The 26,749-nt window shown below is 40.4% G+C and carries 23 protein-coding genes and 1 pseudogene; 16 read left to right on the top strand and 8 right to left on the bottom strand.

All coding sequences use genetic code 11. The features are described 5' to 3' along the window. Together V7K53_RS01560 and V7K53_RS01555 are read left to right on the top strand one after the other, a co-directional pair. A pseudogene (locus tag V7K53_RS01560) lies at nt 1-318 on the top strand (GIY-YIG nuclease family protein); the annotation flags it as partial. A gap of 1,080 nt (nt 319-1,398) precedes the next feature. Next, a complete protein-coding gene (locus tag V7K53_RS01555) occupies nt 1,399-1,590 on the top strand; it encodes a hypothetical protein (protein ID WP_335195929.1) in 192 nt (63 codons plus the stop codon). 214 nt (nt 1,591-1,804) lie between these two features. Here the strand turns inward: V7K53_RS01555 and V7K53_RS01550 are convergent, their stop codons facing one another. Beyond that, on the bottom strand, nt 1,805-2,752 hold the full coding sequence (locus tag V7K53_RS01550) for a HEAT repeat domain-containing protein (protein WP_335195928.1): 948 nt from the start codon (nt 2,750-2,752) through the stop codon (nt 1,805-1,807). 352 nt (nt 2,753-3,104) lie between these two features. On the opposite strand from V7K53_RS01550, the gene V7K53_RS01545 reads away from it, so the two are divergent. Both V7K53_RS01545 and V7K53_RS01540 read left to right on the top strand, forming a co-directional pair. Further along, on the top strand, nt 3,105-3,725 hold the full coding sequence (locus V7K53_RS01545) for a DNA-3-methyladenine glycosylase family protein (RefSeq protein WP_335195927.1): 621 nt from the start codon (nt 3,105-3,107) through the stop codon (nt 3,723-3,725). 89 nt (nt 3,726-3,814) lie between these two features. Next, entirely contained in the window at nt 3,815-4,435 is a 621-nt protein-coding gene (locus V7K53_RS01540; RefSeq protein WP_335195926.1) for a class I SAM-dependent methyltransferase, read from the top strand. Between the two features lie 251 nt (nt 4,436-4,686). Here the strand turns inward: V7K53_RS01540 and V7K53_RS01535 are convergent, their stop codons facing one another. Then, complete coding sequence (locus V7K53_RS01535) at nt 4,687-5,091, bottom strand: hypothetical protein (RefSeq protein WP_335195925.1); 405 nt, start codon at nt 5,089-5,091, stop codon at nt 4,687-4,689. Between the two features lie 260 nt (nt 5,092-5,351). Between V7K53_RS01535 and V7K53_RS01530 the strand changes: the two genes are divergently transcribed. Both V7K53_RS01530 and V7K53_RS01525 read left to right on the top strand, forming a co-directional pair. Next, a complete protein-coding gene (locus V7K53_RS01530) occupies nt 5,352-5,507 on the top strand; it encodes a hypothetical protein (RefSeq protein ID WP_335195924.1) in 156 nt (51 codons plus the stop codon). A gap of 354 nt (nt 5,508-5,861) precedes the next feature. Further along, nucleotides 5,862-10,805 (top strand): DUF4347 domain-containing protein, encoded by a 4,944-nt coding sequence (locus V7K53_RS01525; RefSeq protein ID WP_335195923.1) that lies wholly within the window; start codon nt 5,862-5,864, stop codon nt 10,803-10,805. A 187-nt stretch (nt 10,806-10,992) separates the two neighbouring features. Here V7K53_RS01525 and V7K53_RS01520 read toward each other — a convergent pair whose 3' ends face one another. Further along, nucleotides 10,993-11,556, bottom strand: coding sequence for a type IV pilin-like G/H family protein (locus tag V7K53_RS01520; RefSeq protein WP_322701971.1), 564 nt, complete (start codon nt 11,554-11,556; stop codon nt 10,993-10,995). Nucleotides 11,557-11,702: 146 nt separating this feature from the next. On the opposite strand from V7K53_RS01520, the gene V7K53_RS01515 reads away from it, so the two are divergent. Beyond that, the gene (locus V7K53_RS01515; protein ID WP_335195922.1) at nt 11,703-13,013 is read left to right on the top strand and encodes an IS701 family transposase; all 1,311 of its coding nucleotides are present in this window, start codon (nt 11,703-11,705) and stop codon (nt 13,011-13,013) included. Here the strand turns inward: V7K53_RS01515 and V7K53_RS01510 are convergent. Then, nucleotides 13,010-13,471, bottom strand: coding sequence for a hypothetical protein (locus tag V7K53_RS01510; protein ID WP_335195921.1), 462 nt, complete (start codon nt 13,469-13,471; stop codon nt 13,010-13,012). The genes V7K53_RS01515 and V7K53_RS01510 overlap by 4 nt on opposite strands. Before the next feature lie 659 nt (nt 13,472-14,130). On the opposite strand from V7K53_RS01510, the gene V7K53_RS01505 reads away from it, so the two are divergent. The 3 genes from V7K53_RS01505 to V7K53_RS01495 all read left to right on the top strand — a co-directional run bounded on the left by V7K53_RS01505 (nt 14,131) and on the right by V7K53_RS01495 (nt 16,369). Continuing rightward, the gene (locus tag V7K53_RS01505; RefSeq protein ID WP_335195920.1) at nt 14,131-14,655 is read left to right on the top strand and encodes an isochorismatase family cysteine hydrolase; all 525 of its coding nucleotides are present in this window, start codon (nt 14,131-14,133) and stop codon (nt 14,653-14,655) included. A 78-nt stretch (nt 14,656-14,733) separates the two neighbouring features. Then, nucleotides 14,734-15,753: an aldo/keto reductase gene (locus V7K53_RS01500; RefSeq protein WP_335195919.1), complete on the top strand. Its 1,020-nt coding sequence runs from the start codon at nt 14,734-14,736 to the stop codon at nt 15,751-15,753. Nucleotides 15,754-15,892: 139 nt separating this feature from the next. Continuing rightward, the gene (locus V7K53_RS01495) at nt 15,893-16,369 is read left to right on the top strand and encodes a thermonuclease family protein (protein ID WP_335195918.1); all 477 of its coding nucleotides are present in this window, start codon (nt 15,893-15,895) and stop codon (nt 16,367-16,369) included. A gap of 85 nt (nt 16,370-16,454) precedes the next feature. Here the strand turns inward: V7K53_RS01495 and V7K53_RS01490 are convergent, their stop codons facing one another. Beyond that, nucleotides 16,455-16,589 carry a hypothetical protein gene (locus V7K53_RS01490; protein ID WP_335195917.1) on the bottom strand — a complete coding sequence of 45 codons (135 nt, stop codon included), beginning with the start codon at nt 16,587-16,589 and terminating at the stop codon, nt 16,455-16,457. Nucleotides 16,590-16,657: 68 nt separating this feature from the next. Here V7K53_RS01490 and V7K53_RS01485 point away from each other — a divergent pair, with 68 nt between their 5' ends. Continuing rightward, nucleotides 16,658-17,686 carry a hypothetical protein gene (locus V7K53_RS01485; protein WP_335195916.1) on the top strand — a complete coding sequence of 343 codons (1,029 nt, stop codon included), beginning with the start codon at nt 16,658-16,660 and terminating at the stop codon, nt 17,684-17,686. 653 nt (nt 17,687-18,339) lie between these two features. Here the strand turns inward: V7K53_RS01485 and V7K53_RS01480 are convergent. Next, nucleotides 18,340-18,528 (bottom strand): hypothetical protein, encoded by a 189-nt coding sequence (locus V7K53_RS01480; protein ID WP_335195915.1) that lies wholly within the window; start codon nt 18,526-18,528, stop codon nt 18,340-18,342. A gap of 379 nt (nt 18,529-18,907) precedes the next feature. Between V7K53_RS01480 and V7K53_RS01475 the strand changes: the two genes are divergently transcribed. Then, nucleotides 18,908-20,239, top strand: coding sequence for a serine hydrolase (locus tag V7K53_RS01475; protein ID WP_335195914.1), 1,332 nt, complete (start codon nt 18,908-18,910; stop codon nt 20,237-20,239). Nucleotides 20,240-20,389: 150 nt separating this feature from the next. On the opposite strand, the gene V7K53_RS01470 is transcribed toward V7K53_RS01475, so the two are convergent. Then, nucleotides 20,390-20,929 (bottom strand): AAA family ATPase, encoded by a 540-nt coding sequence (locus V7K53_RS01470; RefSeq protein WP_335195913.1) that lies wholly within the window; start codon nt 20,927-20,929, stop codon nt 20,390-20,392. 777 nt (nt 20,930-21,706) lie between these two features. Here V7K53_RS01470 and V7K53_RS01465 point away from each other — a divergent pair. From V7K53_RS01465 to V7K53_RS01455, 3 genes are all read left to right on the top strand, one after another. Beyond that, nucleotides 21,707-23,071: a hypothetical protein gene (locus tag V7K53_RS01465; protein WP_335195912.1), complete on the top strand. Its 1,365-nt coding sequence runs from the start codon at nt 21,707-21,709 to the stop codon at nt 23,069-23,071. 649 nt (nt 23,072-23,720) lie between these two features. After that, nucleotides 23,721-24,737, top strand: a complete 1,017-nt coding sequence (locus tag V7K53_RS01460; RefSeq protein ID WP_335195911.1) for an endonuclease NucS domain-containing protein — start codon at nt 23,721-23,723, stop codon at nt 24,735-24,737. 168 nt (nt 24,738-24,905) lie between these two features. Beyond that, nucleotides 24,906-25,748: a class I SAM-dependent methyltransferase gene (locus tag V7K53_RS01455; protein WP_442940460.1), complete on the top strand. Its 843-nt coding sequence runs from the start codon at nt 24,906-24,908 to the stop codon at nt 25,746-25,748. Between the two features lie 40 nt (nt 25,749-25,788). Here V7K53_RS01455 and V7K53_RS01450 read toward each other — a convergent pair whose 3' ends face one another. Beyond that, nucleotides 25,789-26,043, bottom strand: coding sequence for a hypothetical protein (locus tag V7K53_RS01450; RefSeq protein ID WP_265276988.1), 255 nt, complete (start codon nt 26,041-26,043; stop codon nt 25,789-25,791). Between the two features lie 188 nt (nt 26,044-26,231). Here V7K53_RS01450 and V7K53_RS01445 point away from each other — a divergent pair, with 188 nt between their 5' ends. Next, entirely contained in the window at nt 26,232-26,693 is a 462-nt protein-coding gene (locus tag V7K53_RS01445) for a hypothetical protein (RefSeq protein ID WP_335195909.1), read from the top strand. The last annotated feature ends 56 nt before the right edge of the window (nt 26,694-26,749 follow it).

Here is a 26,749-nt window from a genome sequence, read left to right as displayed (position 1 = left end):
GAAGTGAAGCCCACGCCAGTACGTAGAGCAGAGACATTGGTGATGAGTGCTGATGCTCTGCTGAAGTGGAAAGCGCAGATTTTTGAATATCAGCAGAAGGTAAGAGAGAACAAACCACCACAGCAAAAGGCGTTATTTGACCTTACCCCTAAGCACTGCGACCCAGACCAAATTGATCCACTCTTGCTACGGCTTGTGCCAATGTCGTTTTATCGAATGCCAATTGATAGCCCAGGAGAAGCTTGTTTGTATTTCATTATAGACTCGGCGGCTTCTGTTGTTTTGTACGTGGGTGAAACCTGCCGCAGTAACAAGTGATGGCAAGGTATACACGCCTGTAAAGATTACATCGCCAGCTACCAGGATTTACATTATCGCTATGGGTTACAAACAGTAGTCAACGCCGCATTTTGGTGGAATGCTCCGGTTGCTCGACGCGCACGGCAAGAGTTGGAGTTGAACCGTATTTTGAAGTGGCGCAGTCCATTTAATAAGGAGAACTGGGAGCGTTGGGGCCAGCCTTTTGGGTAGGGTGGCTTACTTATTAACAAATCTTTGAACACGTTTATTGAAGCCTTGGAAGCTTTTAGAACATCACCTCCAGTAGGCGGTTACGCCATCGTACTTTTGGTGGGGCGTAAGCCCATCACATATACGCCTGATTGATCCCCAGATTTTCTTTCTCAGCAAACTATCATAAGTAGCCATATCTTTGGCATAGCGTGTTGTCAGGCAAGGAAGAAGCTTAAAGTTGCGGATGCTGTCTATGATGCGGTAATACCTAGGGTTTTCCTGAAATAACCAGTAGGTCATTGTTTGGTAAATGTAGTCTAAAAATAGGTTGAAGTAGGCGAACGCTTGGCTTTTCTCCATGCACGCACTGCCATTACTACTGCGTGATTTTGTAATTGGTAGCATTCGGCTGACGAATCACAATCAGACTTTTCAATACAGGGTCTTGCTTTCAGTTTTTCCTCAGCAGTAGCTTTTCTAAGGGCTTGCCTCAGCATCTATTAGTTAAATTATTTGAAGCTGCCATAGAGCCGACACGCCTGAAAAGCCAAAGTTCACAGCAATATTATGCTGAATCTGTACAGTGCCTAAATCCTAGTTTAGATAAAAAGTACTTAAACTCTTCATTTTTAAGCACTCCCCTTATGAAAAGCTATTCTCAACTTTCAACAACAGCTTAGTTGCTGTACATATTCACAAAAACTAACTTAAGATAGACTATTATTCATACTTAAGTTAGTTGCAAAAAGTGCTAATGTTAAAAAGTTTTCAAGAACATTCATAACTAGGCTTAACCAGTTAGTTTCACTAAAACGTATTTATACCTGTTGTCATTATGAGAATGGCTGGTTTACCAATATTCAGCAAGCGCAACTGCACAGTACCATGACTAATACTAAGATTCATTCAGTTGTCTGTATTCACTCTCGTGTTTTAGTCGTATTTTACACTCCAGGTAAATGCTGGCAGTTTCGGATTATTAGCCCCGATGGCATAATGTTCGGCGACTGTCCGATTTACTATAGCCCTGAGGCGGCAGCAAAAGCTGGGCGTGATTCGATTTATCAAAACCGTTAAAGCGGTTAATTCATTCAGTCGCAACCTCAGTGGCAAAAGTACTCTCATCGCGTTAGCAAGAAAGTCATCACCCGTAACATTTAGAAGAGTTCATTTAATTGGATGATATAAAGCTCTCCAAAGAAGTAATTATCATTGCCTTCAACCTTACAGATGTAGGGTAGGTACTTGCTATCATCCAAGACTTTTGCACTTTCCTACATCCTCAACGCTTTTAAAGTCCCAATTGATTAGCTCTTTGTTCACTAGCTCGATCAACTCGCTGCCACAGTTCACGATCTTCTCGAAAAATAGCCAACGCTGCAATCGCATCTTTTGCATCGATGTCTTTTCCTTGAGCAACTAGTGAAATTAGAAAATCTATTGCTTTATCTTGCCGTAGCATCCCAATTGCTAGTAACAATGTGCGGCGAAGTTCTACGTTCCTTGTTTGCCCCCAACAATTTCTGAGAAGATCAAATGCTTCTTCTAATCGTGACTCACCCAAGGTCAATGCTGCTAACTCACAAATTTGCTCCTTTGGGTCAAAAAGAAAACCAGCAACTATTGCAAGTGAATCAGCCCGAGCTAGTTGTAACAAAGCACTAAAGCACTCCGAAATCACCTGTGGTGCTTGATCGCCGATCCGGGTTTTTAAACGAAGTAAAGGTACACCTTGGGGATTTCCTGTGTAGGCGATCGCTTTTGCAGCAGCAACTCTTGCTTCTGGTTTGGGATCAGCTAGTAAATCGGCTAATTCATTCATTACATCTGAGTAGTTCATTCTCACCAGACCTAAAGCACATATACCCCGAAGATGGGCAGCAGTATCTTCAACTCCTCCCCATACTGGCTCCATCTGAATATGTCGAATCCCTTGCAGAAAAAGGTTTTCATCGCTGTATTCTAAGTGATACAGTGCTTGTGCTATCTCTTTCTTGGCAAGACAATTTTGGTCTACTTGTGTGGGTTTGACCATCATTCGAGCAAAAGCTTCTACAAGATCGTCAACCAACTCAGTAATAGTAGATTCGCCTACTATCTTGGCTGCTTGGGCAACAGCCATAGAATATTTACTCTTAAGAACTTGGCGTAAAATTACGATCCCTTCTTCACTTGTGGGATGCTCTCGAATTTGGGCAAGAATAGATAAAGTTTCTTCTAGCTTTCGTGATTTTGGCATATATCATCCCACACCCAGGCGCTCATTTTTGGACTTAAAGCACTTACCATAAAAGTAAGAAATTAGAATTTATCAAAGCGCATTCCTCACATTTTAACTACGAATTGTTAATAAATATTACTGTCCCAAATAACGCCAAAGCTTTTGATAGTTCACTTGTACTATAATACCATTAAGTATTTCATTTTTAGCAAAGTTTGGGAGTTTAACTTCGCTGCTTCTATCAAGCAACTCGTTTTGATACCTAAACTAAATCCCCGTTACTTTCAACATAATTGCAAATTGTTTTAATGTCCTTGGGAATGGATGATTCAATGAGAGGGCAAACGCTTAGGTTTTAGCTGATAAACTAATGGATTATTCAATTGCGATTACAACTCTCAAACATTCAGATCCTATCTTGGCAAGGCTAATAGAAATTATTGGAGATTGCAAACTCTATCAAGTACAACAAACTGGAGACTTGCTCTTTTCTCTATCTAGGTCAATTCTTTACCAGCAAATTTCCGGCAAGGCTGCTGGGAGCATTCATAGCAAATTTTTGCAACTTTATCCTCATAGCCCTTTCCCTACCGCTTTAGATATTCTCAACACCCCAGATGACGTTTTGCGAGGAGCAGGTATTTCACGCCCCAAAGTTTTGTATTTGAAAGACCTTGCCCAAAAAGTTCTAGATGGATTGCCTACGCTAGATCAATTGCAGGTAATGGAAGATGAATCAATTATCGAAGTTTTAACACCAATAAAAGGCGTTGGGCGTTGGACGGTGCAGATGCTGCTTATGTTTCGTTTACATCGGCTTGATGTTCTACCTGTTGATGACTTAGGTATTCGTGCAGGGATTCGCAGAGTTTATAGTTTAGCAGAACTTCCTAATAAAAAGACTGTAGAAGATTTAGGACAAATGTGGAAACCCTATCGTTCTATTGCCTGTTGGTATCTGTGGCAAAGTTTAGAGATAAAAGATAACTAAACAATAGCAACAATAATCCGCTGTTCCACAGATTGCCTCGCTCAACGTCTCTACTAAACATAAAATTAAATTGTCAAGGGCTAAGAATTATGGGATTGTACTCGCGAGTTATCTTTCCACGTCTTCTCGACTGGAGTTTGTCAGTTCCAAACTTAGCTAAATATCGTCAGAAATTGTTAGCTGATGTAACAGGAGAAGTTCTAGAAATTGGTTTTGGAACTGGATTAAATTTGGCTTACTATCCTTGTAGTATTCATAAAATCACTACAGTTGACGTGAATCCTGGAATGAATGCTTTGGCAAACAAGCGGATTAGTGATTCTGGTATCATAGTTGAACGACTCCTGCTATCAAGTGAAAATCTCCCAATGCCAGACAATACATTTGATAGTGTGGTCAGCACTTGGACTTTGTGCAGTATTGTAAATGTACAGCAAGCACTCCAAGAAGTTTATCGAGTATTAAAACCGGGCGGTAGATTCTTTTTCGTGGAGCATGGATTGAGTGATAAGCCTCACCTACAGGTTTGGCAGCATCGCTTGACACCAATTCAAAAAGTCGTAGCCGATGGATGTCACCTGAATCGAGATATTCAAAAATTGATAGAACAGCATTTTGATTGTGTAGAGCTAAAGCAATTCACACCCGAAAATTTTTCAGATTTAATAGCTCATCTCTACTTTGGATATGCAACTAAGAAAGCATTGTAAATTTTTAACAGTTAGGTAATATCTAATAATTAGTTATGAAAGCCATTAATGCAATTCTATTATTTCTGTGACTTCGCGCCAGATTTTCCATCAACACTGCACTCCAATAACCCACATCAGCAGGGCTTTCGCCAATAAGAGAGAAAATCGATATGTAAGATCACATCAGACCCTACGTGAGAACGCAATTTAATACTTTGCATTACTGTTTTCCCCTACTTGCCGGTTCATTGGAATTATCTAGCAGATCATTAAGTTAAGGGCGAGACTGGTAAGTTTGCATCAATCTCAATCAAGGTAACTTTAGCATTTTCAACTACGGTATTTCCCAGCAGCGTATCCTGCATTGCTTCAAATTTAGACTCTGCTATCCCAATCCACTCATAATGTAAAATCACATGATAATGCTTTTGTATTACTTCTCCTGACTCAGAACGCTCTACTGCAAGCCAATCTTGGTTTTGACCCTCTTCGGCAATCTGACGATATTTACTGGCTAACTCCTCTAATGCAATAGCTATAGCGTGTTCTTTGGTTTGACCACAGCAACGAATTTCATTTGTGGGCTGGTCAACAGAAGGCGACAGTATACAAATATACTGCTTATTCTCGTCGGCTTCCACATTAATCGTAATTGTTTCGGTGATTAAACTCATACTTAATTTATTAAGAAAGCAATGAACCTTAAACTTTAATGCTGATGCAATATTTTGTTTTAAATACCCAATATCATAATTGCCAGGATATGGCAATATTTGGGATGATTAACTATATATACTCGTTTAATAAAATCAAAAATCAAATTAACACTATCTGCATTCATATTGCAGCCAAACAGAGGTTGTTCAATAGGTAATCGATATTCTTGCAACAGGTTCAATAGTTTAGGTTATGTCCACGCCACGCTTTGAGAGCGATGTCTACGACGGGCTGTCCGGTGTCGCTACTTCCTCCATCCCCAGATTTGCCTTCTCAGCACCCCATCACCAGCAGCCATGTCCTGCATCTCACTAAGGAGCTCAAAATCGCGGATGCCGTCTATGCAAGTGGTAGTACTTGGGGTTGCCTTTAAAAAGCGAATATGTCTATGATGGGGCACCTGTTTGCTCTTGATGCAGATAAAAATATTGGGTTTGAGATGCGCTACCCCTGATTACTGTACTCTTTAAGACTCTTCACAGTATCTTAATAATATTTCAGGAAATACATCGATGAAATTAAGACTGAATCTCAGCAAAATAGTACTAATATCATGGCTGTAATTTTTTTGATTAAGTGTTCTTGTCTTAAATAAATAAATCTGGCTTAGTCATTAAATTAGATTGCCGGATAATGATTTCTTATTTTCTAGAACCCGATATCTCATTTTCTAAAAATAGGGTTTTATAACAATTAAAACTCAAAGTTAACTTATAAATGTAATATAATGAACCTCAAAACCACAAGCATTATTTTCATAGATCCTTTAGTAAATAGCTACGAAAAATTATTAGATGCCATTGTATCTAAAACCGAGGCAGTAATCCTCGATCAAAACAGGGATGGGGTAGAGCAAATTACCGAAGTCCTATCACAGCACCGTGGAGTTGAAAGTGTACATATTGTCTCTCATGGCTCTCCTGGTTGCCTCTACTTAGGTAGCACCCAACTTAGCCTTAGCACATTGCAACTATACACCCAGAAACTACAAACCTGGTTCTCTCAATCTTGCCATCTCTCCATCTCTCCATCTTTGTTACTCTACGGCTGTAACGTTGCTGCGGGAGATGCTGGGGAAGAATTCATTGAGAAGTTGCACAACTTGACAAAAGCTAGCATTGCTGGATCTGCCAACCTCACGGGTAATGCTGCTTTAGGCGGAGACTGGAAATTGGAAATCAGTCGAGGTGAGGTGACAACTGCTCAGGTATTCAAACCAGAAATATTAAAAACTTACAACTTCGTTTTAGCTTCCTCAAATGACAACTTTGCTAACCGAATCGTACTTTCTGGTAATTCAGGCAGTAGTACAGGCAATAATGTAGGAGCCACAAGTGAATCAGGTGAGCCAATTCAATCAGGAACCACCAACTCTGTATGGTGGAGTTGGACTGCCCCGGCTTCTGGGACTGTGGTATTTGATACTTTTGGTAGTAATTTTGACACTTACCTTTATGTTTATAAAGGCAGTGCCCTCAACAGTTTAAGTCTGGTTACGTCTAACGATGATAGTGGTGGAACTACTGCTAGTAAAGTTAGCTTTGCAGTCACAGCCGGCACAACTTATTACATTTCCGTAGATGGATATCAAAGTTATACGGGCAATATTGCTTTGAATTATGCCTTCAGCGGAAGCAGTACTTCCACTAACACCGCCCCCACTCTCATCGATACCTTAGTTAATCTCAACGCAGTTAACGAAGATGCTTTAGCACCTGTGGGAACAGTGGGTACTTTAGTCTCTTCTTTAGTGAGTCTGGGTAGCAACGTCACCGATCCCAACACTGGAGCGGTTACAGGTATTGCTCTGACTGGTACTAATAGTAGTTACGGTACATGGTGGTACAGTATCAATAATGGAGCAAATTGGTATCAGTTGGGTACCGTCTCCGAGAGTAGCGCTCGCCTGTTAGCTGCGGATGCTAACAGCCGTATATACTTTCAGTCTAGCGCTAATTATAATGGTACTATCAGCAACGCTATTACTTTCCGTGCTTGGGATCAAACTAGTGGCGTAAATGGTGGTATTGCTAACATTACTTTAACAGGTAATTCCACTGCCTTTAGCAACACTACCGACACAGCAGCAATTACAGTCAATTCTGTTAACGATGCTCCGATTATGACACGCGGTTATAGCTTCGGTGTAGCTCAGAATTCTATTAACGGAACCGTAATTGGTACTGTGACAGCAACGGATGTAGATTCAACTACTCTTTCTAACTGGTCAATTGTAGGGGGAAATTTTGACTTAGATAACGACGGTAATGCAGCTTTCGCCATCAATTCTAATACTGGTAATATCGTTATCAATGATATTGACGACCTCACCCTTCAAACAAGCCCCAGTGTCAATTTGCAAGTCAACGTCAGCGACGGTATTGCGATTAGTAATAATGAAACAGTCACCGTCAAGCTGGTACTAAATGCTGGCGATCTCGACCCTACATTTGGTATTGGTGGTAAAGTAATCACCGATTTGGGTAGCGATGACGATGAAGCTAAAAGCGCCGCCATTCAAGCAGATGGTAAAATTGTAGTATTAGGCTATACCTTTAGCAGTAACATTAATGACTATGGAACTAAGTTTGCCCTTACACGCTATAACGTTGATGGCACCTTAGATACTAGCTTTGGTAGTGGCGGTAAACTGATTACAAACATCATCCGCTACAACAACAAAGAAGCTAGTGTTGCCATTCTGCCAGACGGTAAAATAGTAATTTCTGGTTCTGCTTACACAGGCAATAACAACAATGACTTTTTTGTTGCCCGCTACAATGCCAATGGTACAGTAGACAGCAGTTTTGGTATTGACGGTAAGGTAATTACTTCCATCAACACTGGCACTGATGAAGGCTATAGTTTGGGCATTCAGTCAAATGGCAAGATTGTAGTTGCAGGTTCTACCTACAATGGTACTAATTTTGATTTTGCTTTGATACGCTACAACATTGATGGTAGCCTAGATAATACTTTTGGTAATAGTGGCAAAGCCATCACTGCGATCGGTAGTGGTTCTGAAGAAATTAATAGTCTGGCTATTCAATCAGATAATAAGATTGTAGTAACTGGATATACAGCAAGCAACGGTAGTAATGTCTTTGCCCTGGTACGATACAATCTTGATGGCAGCTTAGACACCACCTTTGGTAGCAACGGTAAAGTAACTACCGCAGTCGGTACTAGTAGCTATAGTCAAAGCTATAGTCTAGCGATTCAGTCTGATGGCAAAATTGTCGTAGCAGGACAAGCTAATTATGAATTTGCCTTAGTACGCTACAACAGCAATGGCAGCATAGATACTAGCTTTGGTAATAACGGTCAAGTAATTACCGATTTAGGTTCCAGCACCAGTACCATTAAAAAGATTGTTATTCAGCCGGACGGTAAAATTGTCGCTAGTGGGTATGCTTTTAATGGTAGTAATATAGATTTTACAGATTTTGCTGTCGTGCGCTACAACAGCGATGGTAGCTTAGATAACACTTTTGGCAATGCTGGTAAAGTTATCACCCCCATTAGTAACGGCCTTGATATGGCCGACGATGTTGTGCTGGGTTCTAATGGCAGAATCTTTTTAGTGGGAGAGTCCAAAGGTAATTTTGCTCTAGTTAGCTACCTGGGTAATTCTCAAAATCAATCTCCTACCATCAACTTACCAGGAACTAATCCTACTTACACAGAAAATGCTCCTGCGATTATTATCGATTCTATTGCAACTATCACTGACCCTGATTCGCAGAACTTCGATACAGGTAAGCTGACTGTTAACTTCAGTGCTAATGGTACTGGCGATGACCGTCTTGAAATTCAAAACAGTGCCACAAATAAGATAGTAGTCAATGGTACAGAAATTCTGTATGATGGCAGTTTCATCGCCACTTACAGTGGTGGTATTGGCACTCAAAACTTGGTAATTAACTTTACTTCTAAAGCCACACCTGTTGCTGTTGAAGCATTGTTACGCAGCATTAGTTACAGCAATGTCTCAGAAAATCCTGTAACAACTCCTCGGACTGTCAGCTTTGTTCTGACTGATGGCGACGGTGGTATCAGTACCGGCGTTACTAAAACTATTAACGTGAATGCGGTCAATGATACGGCTGTAATTACCCCAGGTCAAAGCTTTAGCGTCAATGAAAGTGTTGCCAATGGTACGGTGGTTGGTACTGTTATTGCTACCGATGTGGATGGTAGCACATTCTCAAACTGGACAATTATTGATGGTAACTTCGATAGCGATGCCGATGGTCAAGCTGCTTTTAAGATTAACTCCACCACCGGACAAATTACCGTCAACGATAGCGACGAAATCGACTTTGAAACTAACCCCAACTTTCAATTACAAGTTACTGTTAGCGACGGCATTAACACCAGCAGCATCCAAACCGTTACGATCAACCTGAATGATGTCACTGAAAATACCATATATGGTACATCTTCAGATGAACAACTAACAGGAACCCTAGCTGATGATATCATCTACGGTTACGATGGCAGCGATCGCCTTTATGGACAAGCAGGCAGAGATACCATTTATGGTGGTGCTGGCAATGACTTTCTCTATGGTGATGCAGGTAATGATATACTCGACGCTGGTGATGGCAATGATTATCTCTACGGTCAGGATGGAAGCGATCGCCTCATCGGTGGCCTTGGTAATGATTATCTGTATGGCGGAGCAGGTGATGATATCTTTGATGGTGGCGATGGCTATGATTCTCTCATTGAATCCGCTGATGTGAACTTTACGTTAACTAACAGTCAACTTTTAGGCTTAGGTAACGACGTTTTCAGCAACATTGAACAAGTAATACTAACTGGTGGTATTAGTGACAATACCTTAGATGCTTCAGCATTTAGTCTAGGTAGCGTCAATCTTTCTGGGGGCACTGGTAATGATACGATCAATGGTGGTGCTGGCAACGATTATCTTTTAGGGAAGGATGGTAATGATTACCTCATCAGTAATGCTGGTAATGACTATGTAGACGGGGGTAATAATAATGATACTCTTGATGGTGGAATTGGTAATGATGCCCTTTCCGGTGGTGTCGGTGATGATGTCTTAGATGGTGGCGACGGTATTGATGGGTTAAGCGAATCAGCTGATGTCAACTTTATCTTAACAAACACTCAACTTGCTGGATTAGGTAATGACATTCTCAGCAACATCGAACGGGCAACGCTGAGTAGTGGTACTAGTAACAATATCTTGGATGCTTCAGCCTTTAGTCTAGGTAGCGTCAATCTCTACGGTCGTGCTGGTAATGACACCCTTATCAGTGGAAGCAACAATGATTACCTTTATGGAGAAGATGGAAACGATCGCCTCATCGGTAGTGCTGGCATTGATTATCTTAGCGGTGGTAATGGAGATGACTTACTTAATGGTGGTGCTGGTAATGACCACCTCTACGGACAAGGCGGTGCAGATATCTTTGTTCTTGCTCCAGGCAATGGTATTGATACCATCTATAACTTTGAAGACGGCATTGATAGACTAGGTTTATCTGATGGTTTGACTTTTGGGGCTTTGACAATCTCTTCTGCAAGTGGCAATAGTACTTCTATTATTGTTACCTTCACAAATGAGTTAATAGCCTTTATAAGCGACACCAATCCTAGCTTGATAGGCGAGAGTGACTTTATTTCCTATAACGGTTAACGCAACTTAGCAGTGCTGAGGTGGGGGGTTAGAAGTCAGTTTTTATTTTACTTGTTCTTCCAAATCCCCATCTCCCTTGCTTTTTTAGTATCATATATACTCTGCATTGGCGTTGCATAATGATAGGAGCATAATTATGACTCCGATAAATCCTCCTAAAAACGTCATTAAATGTTTGCATACTATTTTATTTGATACTTTCAAAACCGATAGGGCAGCTAAAATTACCTTGTTTAAAAATAGGTCGGGGAGGGTAAGCTAAAGTCTGTTTTTCGGAGCGACACATTATTGAAACAGTAGTTTTATTTTTTTGCTCGTAAGCAACTGCACCTATCAGGCTGTTGAAGCCCTGTTTGGTCAGTCCTAATTGAAATACATCAGTTGGGAATTCTTTTATCGGAGTTGCATATATAAATGACTTATCCTTACTCATGTCTACGGTATATCGATAGCGGCTTGTAGCTGTTGGTGCATCTCCATCTCCAAGCTCTAACAACCTATACGATTGAGCGAAAGCTGATTTCTCCGAGAAATATGCTTGTTGTGCATTAATAAATCTTCCAACTGTAGCTTTACTGCTATCACCACAGCCACAGCTTGGTGGAACTCGAATAAACATAATCGGAATCCCAAGTAATAATCCTCCAGTTCCAATAATTAACAAGATTTTTTTAAAGATATTGTTGCTATGGTTACTTGGCTTATTTACATCAGACATATACAACTTTAAAACTAATAGTGCATATTTCATAAATAGCCGCATTCTACCCTTCATTGGGATAGTATTCCTACTGAGTTAAGCTGTTTCAGGCGAAACGATAAAAATTCTGTTATCCCTGTTTTGTCACTCTGGCGGTAGTATAATAGCGTACAAACGCTAGAACCAAGATACAGAGTATGGTACAGCCTCGTCCAGCCGCACCAACAGTCAAATTCGTGGACGAATATTGTCAATGGTATAAAAGCCTGTTTCCAGATGTTAGGAGCTTCGAGGCTTTTAAGTACCTTCATGTAGGGTGTATTTCTGAACTAAAACGGAAAACCCTACCAGAAATAGCAAAAATTGTAGGATTGGATAACCAGCAAGGTTTGCATCATTTTTTAACTACATCACCGTGGGATATAGAGAAGTTAAGAGCTTTGCGATTAGAGCTAATTTTACAAGTTCTAAAAGGTAGACCAATCATTTTAATTATTGATGAAACAGGGGATAAAAAGAAAGGGAATAAGACAGATTATGTGAAACGACAGTATATAGGAAACTTAGGAAAAGTAGAGAATGGAATTGTAGCAGTAACAGCGTATGGTGTATTCTGTGGAATGACCTTTCCTCTGCTGTTTGAAGTATATAAGCCTCGTGAAAGGTTAAAGCCAGGGGATAAGTACCGCACTAAGCCTGAAATAGCAGCAATAATGATGAGAAAGCTAGAATCAATGGGTTTTAACTTTAACTTAGTACTGGCAGATAGTTTATATGGTGAAAGTGGTAAGAACTTCATAGCTGTATTAGATGAACTCAAGAAAAAATATATAGTAGCAATTCGCTCAAACAATTCTGTAAACTTACTTCCAAGACAACATACTCAATATTTGAAGTGGCATAAGTTTAAACGAGTATTTTCTGATCTGAGCAGTGAAAATAGGTTTATCAGAGAAATAATTCATGGTAAACGTAGCGAAAATAGGTACTGGCAGATTACCACAGATCGAGAAAAGTTACCTGGTAACACTACTTGGTATGTGATGAGTAGATACCCAGACCTTACACCAAGAGATGTAGGAAACTTTTATGGTTTAAGAACTTGGGTTGAGTATGGGTTGAAGCAAAGCAAGAATGAATTAGGTTGGGCAGATTATCGGCTAACTCACTACCCGGATATTGAACGCTGGTGGGAGATTGTTTGTAGCAGCTATTTAATGGTTAGCCTACACTCTGAACAAATCCAGTCTTCTATGCCAAAATCTCCATCAAAATTAGCTTCACATCCCTGGTGGAATGATGAAAAAGGCTGGAAGAATATTCTTAACAATCTCCGTTTAATAATTCAACCTTTTACCTTGTTTAACCTAATATATCCCTGGTTAACAGTTTTTCCTATTCCCCAATTGTCTTTGGGCTTTTCTAAACTTCAATCTATTATTTATAACCTCACCAGTTCAATTTTTATATCTCTGACTCACCCTGATTTCTACTTTTCCTCTGCCTAGAGTGACAAAACAGGGTTAGTTAGGTTTAATCGATAAGCAGTTTTTAAGATATCTTCTATTTTGTCGCCTTTAACTGTAATTATATAATTTGCTGGTCGAGAAGGGTCTTTCTCAAATTTTTCAATTACTTTGTCTTGAATAATTGACACGTCTTTTAACCTCTGTGGTAGCCGAGCATTAGGTTTCCAAAGACATAAAACACTTGTAGAGTTGGGAAATTTTAGTAATTGTAGAGCGTATTTTTGATTATTAACTTGAAAGGAAGATGTCATCAATATTCTAGCTTGATTCTGTGGTGGTATTTGCTGAAATACTTCTTGTGTTCTCTCGTGACGGCGGCAGTTTCTATCAATAATTGGTTCTCCAGAAAGCGCAGATTTTGATAACGTTGATACACCTATACCGTAAAAACTTAAGCTTGTTAAAGCCAAAGCAATAACTTTAGAGAAATCAAGCATAGTTTAAATTCTCAGTTTTGGTATAAACGACTAAGTAAAAATTTAGATTGTTCCTAAGCTCGACTTTATCTATTTTCGAGAAAATAACCAAAGCCAATTTACAGGATGCAGATTTATCAGAGCCAAGCTAGTGCAAACTCAACCACACATTCATAGTTAAAAGCTGTCTTGTTTTAAGTCTTCTCTTGGCAGCGGCTTTTGTAACACAAAAGCTACCAAACTGAATCTCCGCGTTAGATTTGCCACCAACACCCTACCCCATCACTGCACTAGCCCACATCAGCAGAACTTTCGGCAGTAAGAGAGAAAATCGATTGGCTACGCTTTGCTTTAAGAGCGATGTCTACGACGGGTTACACCTACGCTGACACTGTTGGCGAAAGTGTTACAAACGCACGCACAAAAGTGTTACAACTCCAAGCCGCAACTACAGATTGAAGGTTTGAGCTTAAGTAATACTTAATAAGACAACAATGTATTACATTCACCAATAGTATCTACGCTACTTTCTCCATCCCCAGATTTCCTTACTCAACACACCATCACCAGCAACCAGTCTGCCGGCTGCCAGGGAAGAAGCTCAAAGTCGCGGATGTCATCTTTTATAATATTGCTTTATTTAATGTCTTAACTCTTAATTTAAATAAATTCTGGCACAAATGAGCGAAATCCTTCTTGTAGTAGATATGCAAAATGGTTTTATGCCTGATAAATGCAGACATATTATTCCTACTGTCATTAAAGTAATTAAGCGTTTTTTAGAGACTGATAAACTCGTTGAATTCACAAAATTTATCAATACTGTTGACAGTAATTATGTGAAGCTAATTCATTGGTCAAGCTTGATACATGAACCAGAAACGAGCATTATTGATGAACTTCAGCCATATATACATAATATTTTTGATAAACCTTATTACTCTGCATTTACGGAAAATTTTTCGAGTTTTATTTTGATTAATCAAATCAGTAAAATATATCTTTGTGGAGTTGAAACTGATAGCTGCATTTTCAAGACAGCAATTGACTCTTTTGAGCGCGGTATTGAACCAGTAATTATCGAGGATGCTTGCTTTAGTGTTGGTGGTCAGCAAGCACATGATGCGGGTATTTTTTTACTCAAACGTAATATCGGAAAAAACCAAATTCAGATGAGTAATCAGATTCTTGAGAAGATATCATAAGCTGTTCCACATAAACTATCCATTGTGAGAAAATGTTCACTTGACTTCAAATAGGCACGGCTTCAAGGAGTAGCAGCGATGGAAACGCGATTTTTAGGAAAGTCCGGTCTTAAGATTTCGGTTCTCAGTTTCGGTACAATGACATTCGGTGGTAGTGACTTTTTCCAAGAAATTGGGGCCACTCAGGTAGACGAGGCGCAGCATCTGATTGATATTTGCCTTGATGCAGGTGTCAACATCTTTGACACAGCAGATGTTTACTCGAATGGACTTTCTGAGGAGATTCTTGGTAAAGCTCTCGGAAAGCGTCGAACTGACGTAATTATTGCAACTAAGGCTTATGGTCGTATGGGAAAAGGAGCAAATGATATTGGATTGTCACGTTATCATCTGATTCGAGCCTGTGAGGACAGCCTACGTCGATTAAACACAGATTACATCGACCTCTATCAAGTTCATGGTTTCGATGCTCTAACTCCACTAGAAGAAACACTTCGCGCCTTAGATTCACTTGTACGTAGTGGCAAAGTTCGCTACATTGGCTGCTCTAATTATTCAGCTTGGCATTTAATGAAGGCGCTGTCTGTATCAGAGCGTTTGAACTTGGAGCGCTATGTGTCACAACAGGTTTATTACTCACTTGTGGCGCGAGAGTTGGAATTTGAACTAATTCCTCTAGGTTTAGATCAAGGTGTGGGTATCTTAGTGTGGAGTCCGCTTGCTTTTGGTTTCCTCTCAGGTAAGTATCGTCGTGGTCAGCCCTCTCCGGTTGGGACGCGACGAGCAAAAATCGACGATATTGGCACTGTCAGTGACGTGGAAAAGGGATACGACATTGTGGAAGTTCTGCATGAAGTGGCTAATAACCGTGGTGTCAGTGTTGCTCAAGTTGCGCTCAACTGGCTGTTACGTCAGTCTGGTATTACATCCGTTATTATCGGAGCGCGGAATGAACAACAACTTCGAGACAACCTTGGGGCTGCTCAGTGGGAGCTAACATTAGAGGAAGTAAATCGCCTCAATCAGGTTAGCGCCATCGCGCCAATCTACCCTTACTGGCATCAGCGCAAGTTTGGAGCTGAACGCATTCCACAATAAAAATATCCCACAAAGGTGATCGCCTGAAGCCCATGAGCTTAGTGCGATCGCTGCCTATCTGATTGTTCTAACCCGGTTGAGGAAGTTTTCTAATTAAATTAGGAATTAGAAGTAAAGAGTAGAGAAGCGGATACCGTCTATGATGCGTTGGCTTGTACTGACTTCTAAATTTTGTAAAATCTACCCTCAAAAGAGACTGTCTGATTCTCAGCAGATGGCAGATGGGGACAGCATTACAGTCGGACAAACCGATGGCAGCCAAATGTCAGTTGAGCTTTGTGGAATTGATGCCCCGGAAGTGAAACAAGGTGAAGTGCCAGCACAAGCATTAAGCAATGAAGCAAAACAGAAACTACTCAAGCTAATCGCGGCTGCCGATAACCAACTGATGATCGTTCCAGTCGCAAAAGACAGCGATGGGCGTACTGTTGCTGAAGTGATGGCTCACGGACAGGGTGAGGCTGAGATTAGTTTTCAGGAAGAACTGCTCAAGAATGGTTTGGCTAAAACGCGACTTGGGGGGGTAGAATGCCCGAATCAAATAGCTTTTGAACAGGCTCAGAAAATAGTGATCGCTTCTAAAACTGGAGTGTGGAGTCAAGACAAACGAAACTAGCCTTGAAGTTAAAACCAGCACTCCAGTTAAAATTTGTCGCAGATTTCAAGCAGGTGCAGAACCACCAAGCACATTTCTGTAAGCCTCAGCAGTTTCCATTGCCAAAACCACCAACTTGGGGATGATAGAGTAGCGTTTGAATGATTGGCATAGCAATACTCATTTTTGCCTTCGTCATCAACATTGCGGTGTAGATAACGACCAATGATAATGTATTCATTATCACCATTCTCCCCAAGCTCGTATTCAAGAAAGAAACGACAGGGACAATATTTTAGGAAAGCTTTTATGGATAAATTAGACAAGACAACACAAATTGTATCTCCCTGGTGGCGTTGGCCTCTTGAAGCTCTATTCCCAGATAAAAAATTTGATGGACAATTCCAAAATCCAGGTAGCGAAGAGGTTTTTGATTTTGACTCAGTGATATCATCTGTTGATCCCATCAATCTGATTGCATCTGATATTGCCTATTATCCAGAAAACGATAAACGCGAACTTTTTACAATATTTGTCTCTGGGCTGGGACAACGTGAGTGTGAGTCTTCAAAAAGGAGCCGTAGGTATGCTAGTACTCTTTTAACTGGCATCGCCAATATGAACAACTCTTCTTTTCTGAAACAACGTCCAATTATTGCTTTCATTAATCGATACCTTGACTGGATAAATGGAGCCCTTGACTATCTAAATTTATCTGGTAGTCCAGTCATTAAAAATGCAGCGATTTTGATTAATTATGCTGTAAAGAACTCGATACCTCTTAATTTATCAGGTGATAGCCTTGGAACAATCTACTTGGCTAGAGCTATTAAGCTTGCTAAAGCAATCTTTGTCAATGAACACGCTAGGGTGTTTGACTTTAGAGAACGACAAACTCAAGAACAGAACTGGCAGCAGCACATTAGTCAACTCGTCAATGTTTTCACCTTCGGAAACGGCTATCGAAAATGGGTACTAGGCCCAAATTATATTATGGTTTTTATTGAAGGCGATGTATTACCACAAAAATTTGGAATAACACCCCAAAGAGCTATTGAACAAAAACGAGACGATATAAAATTTTTGGTATTTCAGCGTTTGTTTACTGAAGGCAACTTTGAAGCCCATAACATGATGTTTACAATCGAACTTCTTCGCCAAACTTTTAAGAAAAATCAAATTGAAGTTGGTGATTTTACCAGCTTATATCACAAACTCAATTCCAACACTTTAGAAATTGCTACACCTGATGAAATATCATGGCCAAGCGATATGAAAAACTACGTATGGAATCCAGACAGCCTCAAATCAATTCCATCTCTCTCGTTACATGAATAAAAATATAAACCAAGTCCAGATATCATTATTCTTACTCCCCCTACTCAATCACTAGTCCACTAACGTGACTAAAAGCTGAATCAACATTTAAAACTTTTCCCGTAGCTGTAGTCCTACAACAGCATTAGCACATTTACCAATACCGCAAGTTGTCGCACTAGCAGTTGTTTCGCTTCGGTTATCGAACCGTGCCGCAGTTCATGAAATCTAGTGCAAGCCAGTGTGAGCATTAATCGTTGAGGGAGTTATCTTTCCCATATTCAAACTCCAACACACTCAACAATTTCCTCTAGCTTTGAAACATCGCAGTTACCCGCAATGCCCCTTCAGGCGGATACTGGCTTTTGACACTTGCCACGAGTTTTTCTGAGGAACTCACTCTCTACGTGCAACCGATAGTCGCACCAGTCCCCTTGCGGAATAATTGGTTCTGGAAACTTGCCGGGAATAAATGTTGAGTCAGTATTTGATCGAAAAAAAAGGTCATTTTCAGCCCTCTTATTGAGACTAACTCTCAACTTCCCTTAGTACTGAAACTGTGAAACTATTTACTTGTCTAGGTTCTGGCGATTTTGGCAGATCCCCAGGGTTTTTGACCCCGCTTCGACTTGCTAAATCTCAAACTGATTCCATAATCATAAGATGTGTATTTATTATTGTCTATGAGTTTGTGGAGATTGATCTATAAGCCCGTATTCTCGCTCAATCAAACTCAACAATTTCTCTTCCACCGCAGTAAGAAAGGGTCGATTCAGTTTCCCCAACGACTGCAACAGACTTTTGACTGTCTCCTCTAACGAATCGGAATACACCCGACTGATGCGATCGCTGATTAATTGCATCTGCTGCAATACGGTTCAGTTAACAATACTTGTCGGGTTTTGGGGAAAAGGGGAATGGGAAAAGGGAAAGAAAAAACCTTTAACCTTTACCCTTTAACCTTTTCCCCAAATCCAAACTTTTAGCCTTAACTGAACCGTATTGGCATCTGCTGACATTCTTCGGGCAGGTAGTTGAAGGACTTCAGGTGTTGCAACCCAACGGTATACTCGTCATCCCATAGCCTCACGGTGCAACTAAAGTCATGAACAGCAACTACTATGCACCAACACTTTGACAAGTCCCTTAAAAACTGTCCAAAGTATTGTTAAATCGCGCCTGATAAAATAAATGGATGAGCAGTGTCCTGTCTCCAGTTGAAACTGAATTGGATAAGTTTTTATGGTGACTTCAAACCAATCAAATAACCAGAGTGTTGCTGACGAAATGACAGCATATCTTCAAGCTTATTTAGAAACAGGTTTTTTCATGGGGTCTGTACTGGTTGCTCGTGCAGATGAGGTACTGTTGAATCAGGGCTATGGAATGGCAAACCTAGAACATGGAATTGCTAACACACCTCAAACCAAATTCCGTCTCGGTTCTATCACCAAGCAATTCACAGCCGCAGCAGTTTTGCAACTCCAAGAGCAAGGCTTGTTACAGGTAAATGGTTCTATTTCAACCCACTTGCCCCACTACCCTCAAGGGGAACAAATTACTGTTCATCACCTGCTCACCCATACTGCTGGAATTCCCAACTACACAAGCTTTCCTGACTATGCTCAAAACAAACGGACAGCTATGACCGTTGATGAAGTCATTAACTGGTTCAACCAGCGACCACTAGAGTTTACACCGGGTGATCGCTACAGTTACAGCAACTCTGGTTACGTAGTATTAACGAAGCTGATTGAAACCCTTTCCGTCCAGCCCTATGCTGACTACTTGCAGCAACATATCCTTGAACCACTGGAGATGAATAGTTCCGGGTATGACCGACCAGAGCCGATATTATCTCACCGGGCTTCTGGCTATACGCCCTCGTCAACAGGCTACCAGAATGCTGAATTTCTGGATATGTCCATTCCATCCGGGGCTGGGGCATTGTACTCGACTATTGAAGACCTTTACAAGTGGGATCAAGCTCTTTACAGCGATATTATTTTAAGCGAGTCCTCTCGGCACTCAATGTTTTCGCCTACTGTGGGAATGGGTGAAGAAGATGGCAATGCTTACTACAGTTATGGCTGGGTGATTGATCGTCTTTATGAACGCGATCGTGTGGCTCATGGTGGGCGGATTGACGGTTTCACCACCAGCATTGCCAGATTTCTTGATGAACGAGTAATAATTATTGTTCTGAGTAATTTAGAGACAGCCCCAGTCGCCAGGATTAGCAACGATTTAGCTGCAATTTTGTTTAGTAAGCCGTATGAATTGCCTAAACAACGTCAGGTGATTGTGCTTGACCCCGCCATTTATGAGGCGTATGTGGGAGATTATCAACTTGCTCCTGATGTTGTCTTGACAGTGACGACCGAGGCTCAACGCCTTTTTGCTCAATTAACCGGACAGAAACAGGTAGAGATTTTTCCAGAGTCGGCAACCGAGTTTTTTCTCAAAATAGTCGATGCTCAACTAACATTCGTGGTAAATGAGACAGGCAAGGCTGTGCGTATCATCCTCCATCAAGGGGGACTAGACCAAGTGGCAAACAGAATTGCTCGTTGAGGAGCTTTTTCGCTCACTTTTACACCGACTCTTCTAATACACTAAAATACACTAGTGAAATGCGTAAACGCTTTGCGGCTTGCCGTCAGGCATCGCAAATCTCCCGCACCTGCTGACATTCTTAGGGCAATCATTCTTCCTGAGCTAGTTCTAGCTATTATTTTCAAGTTGAACATATTTCAGGATTGCCTGAACATTTTCATTTAAAGGATGAACCGCATCTATTGTCAGGTGTTCCCCTTCATGATCTGTCCAAGTTTCACTCTGGTGACGCATTCGTTCTACATGATTCCAATTAACAGTGTCATGCCAACCTGGAATACCACGCTTACGCCCTTCGACTCGTCTACGATGTAGCTCCATATCTGAGCAAATTGTTTCAAGTCCATAGAATTCTGCATTATATGATTGCGCTAAATCCTGCCAGCGTTTTCTTTGTGCGACTGTATTAGCAGGAGTGTCCAAAATAGCCGATTGTCCTAACATTAGTTGTCTTTGAATTAGGATTGTCAGCAGTGCTTCAGCAGTTGTAACGTAAAATCCCTCCTGTTGAACACGCAACTGTGATAGCAGCATTGCCCCTAGTATCCAGTCTAGAGAGAATACAGGTATATGCAATATCCGTGTAATTTCTTCTGATAGGGTACTTTTCCCAGTGCCAGGAATACCAGAAAATAGAATTACTTTCATTTTTCATAGTTAACAGAATAATGGTCTGCTTTCAAGCTAGCAGACAAGAAGTAGTAATTCTTTGAATTGCTGCTTACGGTTATGCTAAGAAATTCGGTTGATATTGTTCCCATATTCCACCTCCAAAACAGTCAACAATTTTTCCTCCACAGTCGTTAAATAATGCCGATTCAGCTTACCCAACGATTGCAACAGACTTTTGACTGTCTCCTCTAGAGAATCGGAATATATTCGAGCAAGGCGATCGCAAACAAAGCATGGTTTGTAAAAAGTTGAAACGAGCTATTTGCCTTAATACACAAAATTGTTTATTCGTATAGTGTGAAAATCTTAATTATTAATAGAATTTTACGTTACTGAATAGTAATCTCTATCCTCAGATGGATAAAAATCTTTTAATATCAAGCAAATATATTTTAAAATGCTATATATAATATTCCTTTTTATAAAGTTTTTAAAAGTTCTTGTCTTATGCATATTTAGATAAAAGTCGTTAAAGACTGTTACAAAAATAAAAATATTGCATAAAAGCTGGAGTAAATCTCGAAATCTGGTTGTTAGACAAAACTCAAATAGCTCAATTGTCTATTTTTAAAGAATGTAAAAACAGTTATAAAATCCTGTTAGGACAAAATGGAGTGACTGTTGTGAGCCAATAGTTGGTTTTTGGCATTTTATAACTATAAGTACCTAGATTTTCACAACACAATATTCAATATTTTCCTGACATCTCTGATTTATGTCAGGTTGACATAAATCATTGAACTTGTAAAAACAATGCACAAAACAAAATCTTCAAAGACTGACTCACCTACCTATTCCAATTCCTCAGCACTAAATTCACACCCTCAATTAGCGCATAGACCATTTGGTAGCGAAATCCAAAAAGCATCAGTTGCAGCTAAAACACCAACTGATATAGAGGATGAAGGCTTCGCAGAACAACAGATGGAGGCAACTGGACTTGAAATACAAGCTAAGTATGGCTCTATAACGCCCGAAGGACAGGAGCGCCTAACAGTTTTGCAAGCCAAGATGAACGGATTATTGAATTCTCGACTTGGACACGCGACCCGATTTAGTCATAATATTGCCAATATTCCACTTCATAGACCAGGTATACCAAAACCAATTCAGGCAAAACTGACGATCGGTGAGCCAGGGGATAAATATGAGCAAGAGGCGGATAGGGTAGCGGTACAAGTTGTAAATCAGAGGAAGCATCCAGCTGCCCAGCAGGAGAGTCAAAATCTTCAGCGTGAGGAAATATCTTCTGAAGACGAGCTTAAAATGAAGCCAGAAGTAGACATAATCCAGCGAGAGGAACTCTCAAAGGGTGAGTACGATCAGATAAAAGAGTTAGTAGAAAATATAGAAAAACAGTATCCACCTGAAAAGTATTATTACATAGGAATGGGAAAAAGCCCCACACCAATAATCGCATTCATGAAAGCAAAAGGTATACCTGCAAGTAACATTCCTTTAAGCAAATTTAGCCCAAAACCAAATAATATAAGGAAGGAGGATAGAGATAAGTATAAAAATAATGAAAAGCAACTTACACAAGAGCAGAAAGAAGAGCTAAAACGCCATTTCGATAATTTTGTTCCCCAAGCAGGAAAACTGCAAGGAAAAAATATCCTACTCATTGATTATACACAATCTGGAAGGTCGCTGATCGCGTCGCATGCACATATAGTAGAGTATTTGAATGAAAAGGCTCAAGAAAAGAAGTTAAGGGTAAACTACATTGATCATGGATTAGACAATCCTCCTAAAGTAGTGCCACTGGCGTTATATCAAAAAGAGACACACAAAGCTGAGGAAAAACTGGAAGAGTTAGGATTGACAAACAAGATTCCGTTACCTGGCTCTCTACAAGATTCTCAATCGCTTGCCAGTCAAATAGGAGGTGAAAAATATAAAAAGAGAGCAGAATTTCCCGACGACTATAAGATAGTCAAATCCCCACCTGACAAAAGTCAGGATATCAAAAGGTCGCCAGAAAAATATGACGAGTTAGTAGAACAATTCCGCAGCTTCATGGAAGAAAAGAAACCTCTAGTGGAGCTTCTATCGGGAGAAGACGCGATAGAAAAGGGGGTGCAAGACATCAAGGAAGCTACAGGAAGCAGTAAATAGAAATGCTATGCATTAGTCACATCTTTCTTAACAAAAGAGTGAAAGGATAAAAAGTAGATATAGCAGTAGTTTGAGCAACAGCATCCTTGCCACTTGGATTCGTTGATATCAAATGTGAGAAAAAACGTCGTGGTATTAACTCTTGGGGATTAATCACTAACTCACCTCAAACATAAAAGCCGAAATACTCCTCATTTTTTCGTTATTGTACTCCCAGTTACTCAAGTTATGAAAAGCAGATTTGAGTTGCTTTAAAACTTGTTGGATTTCTGATTCTGCTAGTAGCGTTTTTCACGTGTAACCAAGTTTGAGAATCTTTCTGCTAATCTTACTCTGAGTTCTCTGTGTCTTGGCAGTTCGTTTATTAACCCCTCAAAGTTTCGTTGACAGAGTGCGTAGACGCGCAAGCAGCTTGCTGTCAGGCATCGCAAATCTATTGCATCTGCTGATACTCAGTTCTCAAGTAATTGGAGGATTTCGGGTGCTTCAGCCTGACAGTACATTCACCATCCTAGAGCTTCACAATATAACTGAAGTCATAAGTTGCGGTGAAAATCGTCGTTATTTTTAAATTCCACAGTGATCGCACCTTTGTTCTTTTCAGGATAAGCTAAATGTGGCTTAATTTTTTGACACTGATTGGAAAAGTATGCTAGCTGGTGCTGCTTTAAGAAAAACAGGTGAGGGTTGGAAGTTTGCGTCCGAAGCTGCCTTAGAAGATTTTATTTGGGAGAATCTACAGCAATTATTAAGTTTTACACCTCTCAAACGGCAGTATGCGGCTAAGGGCGAATTCTGCGATATCTTAGCTTTGAACGAGAGCAAGCAGTTAGTTATTTTAGAACTAAAAAATGCTGAAGATAGATATGTTATCCAGCAGCTAACCCGTTATTATGATAATTTGCTAGATGAGCGACCTTTTTGTGAACAAATAGACTATCACCAACCAGTTAAACTGATAGCTGCCGCACCTTCATTCCACAGACATAATCTGATTGATTGCAAGTATAATCTGCTCAAAATTGATTTATTGCAGATTCAAGTATTCAAAGACAATCAACAGTTCCAGTTGTGTTTGCAAGACATCAGCACTAATCAAACTTGGTCAATTCCTATTTCCTATCAAGAGCTAAATTTCAGTAGTACAAAACATGGCATTTCAGAAACACCACAATTACTTTTAGATTGGCTAGGTGCTTGTTCAGCAGAAGAACAGCAAGCAATTCTTAAGCTTCGAGAGAAAATTTTGAGCTTTGATGAGCGAATCAAGGAACAAATTGAGAGTGGAAATACTATCAGGTATGGCAAGGGTAAATCGAAACCTGTGGCTGAATTTTGCTATCAAAGGACATCTCATAAACCAGTTGTATTTTTCTGGTTGCCAACTCCTAACTCACGGCAAAAAGAAGTAATTGGTCGGTTACGGCTATGGCTAGAAGGTGAAATAGTTACTCATCTAGGTCATGTACCAGAAGGTTTTGGGCGAATGAAACTTCAATCCGAATGGGATGCCATACCACGAGAAAAACGTCCTAGAAATTTATATTGGAGTCTTTCTCATAAATCATTTATGCCCGTCCCAATTTCCCAAGGTTACAACGATGTTTCTAACTCTTTAGAATCACTAGCAGATTTAGCACTAACCAAATGGCTTACTAGAATTTAGTTAATTTACAAATCAATATGAGCATGATTTCAATACTTACTAATCAATGATTATTATGTTTTTAATAATCAGCACTCTATTTTTACAACTAATACTAGATCACACATAAACAAAGGTGAGACAATTGGACTGCAACGATAACTGCTAAAACCCAAAGTCATGAATGATGTGCCTAAAATTAAAGATGAAGTTTGCCGCACAGCACTGATAATGGCAACTAAACGTGCAATAGAAGCTGACAGACCAGACCACCTCTTTGATGATCCATTAGCCACACAGTTAGCTGGAGAGACAGGGCAAGCTTGGCGGGAGAAATGGGAACAGGAGGATAGCGATAATCTCCTTGGTAGTGCGCTTCGGATTCAGTTTGTTGCAGTCCGTACCCGCTTCTTTGATGACTTCATCTTATCTGTGTTGCCCGAAGCTAAACAGTTAGTCTTTCTAGGAGTCGGGTTAGACACAAGAGCATTTCGTCTATCCTTCCCACCACAGACTCGTTTGTACGAATTAGATTTGCCAGAATTAATCCAGTACAGAGAAGCAATCCTACAAGATAAACCTGCCAAGTGTCATCGTCAGGCGATCGCTGCTGATCTAACGCAACCTTGGTCACATCTGCTTTTACAACAGGGCTTTGACATCAACATACCCACACTTTGGCTAATGGAAGGGCTGTTGATGTACTTGAATGAAGCAGAAGTTAATGAGTTACTCAAAACAATTAACCAGTTGAGTACAAATGGCAGTCACTTGGGGGCTGATTTGGTCAGTGTCAAGTCATGGCAAGTTGGGGCTAAACATCAGAATGGCTTGATTAGCAAGCACTGGCGTTTCGGTACAGACGAACCAGAACAGTTGTTTGCTGCTCACGACTGGAATGCTTCAGTAATTCAACCAGGAGAAATCAGAGCAAATTACGGACGATATGCTGTCGAATTGACCCCACGCGAAATCAAAGGTATACGGCGTTCTTTTTTGGTTACAGCAAGGAAAGAATCGATAACTTTATAGCTTTTGGTATGCTTGCCCCCCTACTGCCCATCACCAGCCCTCACGCGACCCCAACAGTTTCGTTAAAAGACCGCACTATCGAAACAATCCCGTCAGCATCACCTGTTACGAATTTTAAGTTTTCCCGTAGCAGAGGCTTTTCTAACAACTTGCTGGTAAACCGAATCTTTGCACAAGGCTTAACACCAATACGGCTGGTATCAATCCAGTAGCCAATTTCAGGCGGACTAGTGATAATCTTGGGAGGTTCAATAATCTCTGCGATCGCTGTCGGCAGGCGGTTACGCTTGGTCAAAAGCAGAAATTTTATAAAAAATGACTGAATTAAGTAATCTTACTACTTACATTGTACTTAAGCTTACTTTAAAACAGAAAAGACTTGTGAGCATACTACTTGCTTGCTCATAAGTATTAATTCAGTAATTACTACTATTTTTACTAATTAATCTGCTGCCAAATTTTCAATACTAATATAGGCTAACAATGGCACAAACTATGAACCATTCACCTGGTTCAATAGTCACCTGTCGCAGTCGGCAATGGGTGATACTACCTTCAGAAAATCAAGATGTTATTCGTCTACGACCCCTTTCAGGCAATGAGGATGAAATTGCTGGTATCTACCAAAAGCTTTTAGAAGAAGAGCTAGAGAAGATTGAATCAGCTACATTTCCTCTTCCTCAAGCTACTAGCGTACAAGACCATGCAGCTGCACTTTTACTTATGGATGCTGCACGTCTTCTACTCCGTAGCGGTGCAGGGCCTTTTCGCTGTTTAGGACGATTGTCATTGCGTCCCCGTCCTTACCAGTTAGTTCCTTTATTGATGGCACTAAAGCTAGAGACGGTAAAACTGCTTGTAGCTGATGACGTGGGTATTGGTAAGACCATCGAAGCTGGATTAATCCTAGCGTGGCAAAACTTACTAGAGAAGACGACTTTCTAAATTAGCCAAGTAAGCCTTGGGGTCTCTGCGAAATCGATACTGTTCAATTCTGGCTT

Origin of the sequence: Nostoc sp. (assembly GCF_036917355.1) — a bacterium.
Classification (GTDB): domain Bacteria; phylum Cyanobacteriota; class Cyanobacteriia; order Cyanobacteriales; family Nostocaceae; genus Nostoc.
Note: the sequence above shows the minus strand (reverse complement) of the source record. Positions and strands in the feature narration are given on the sequence as shown.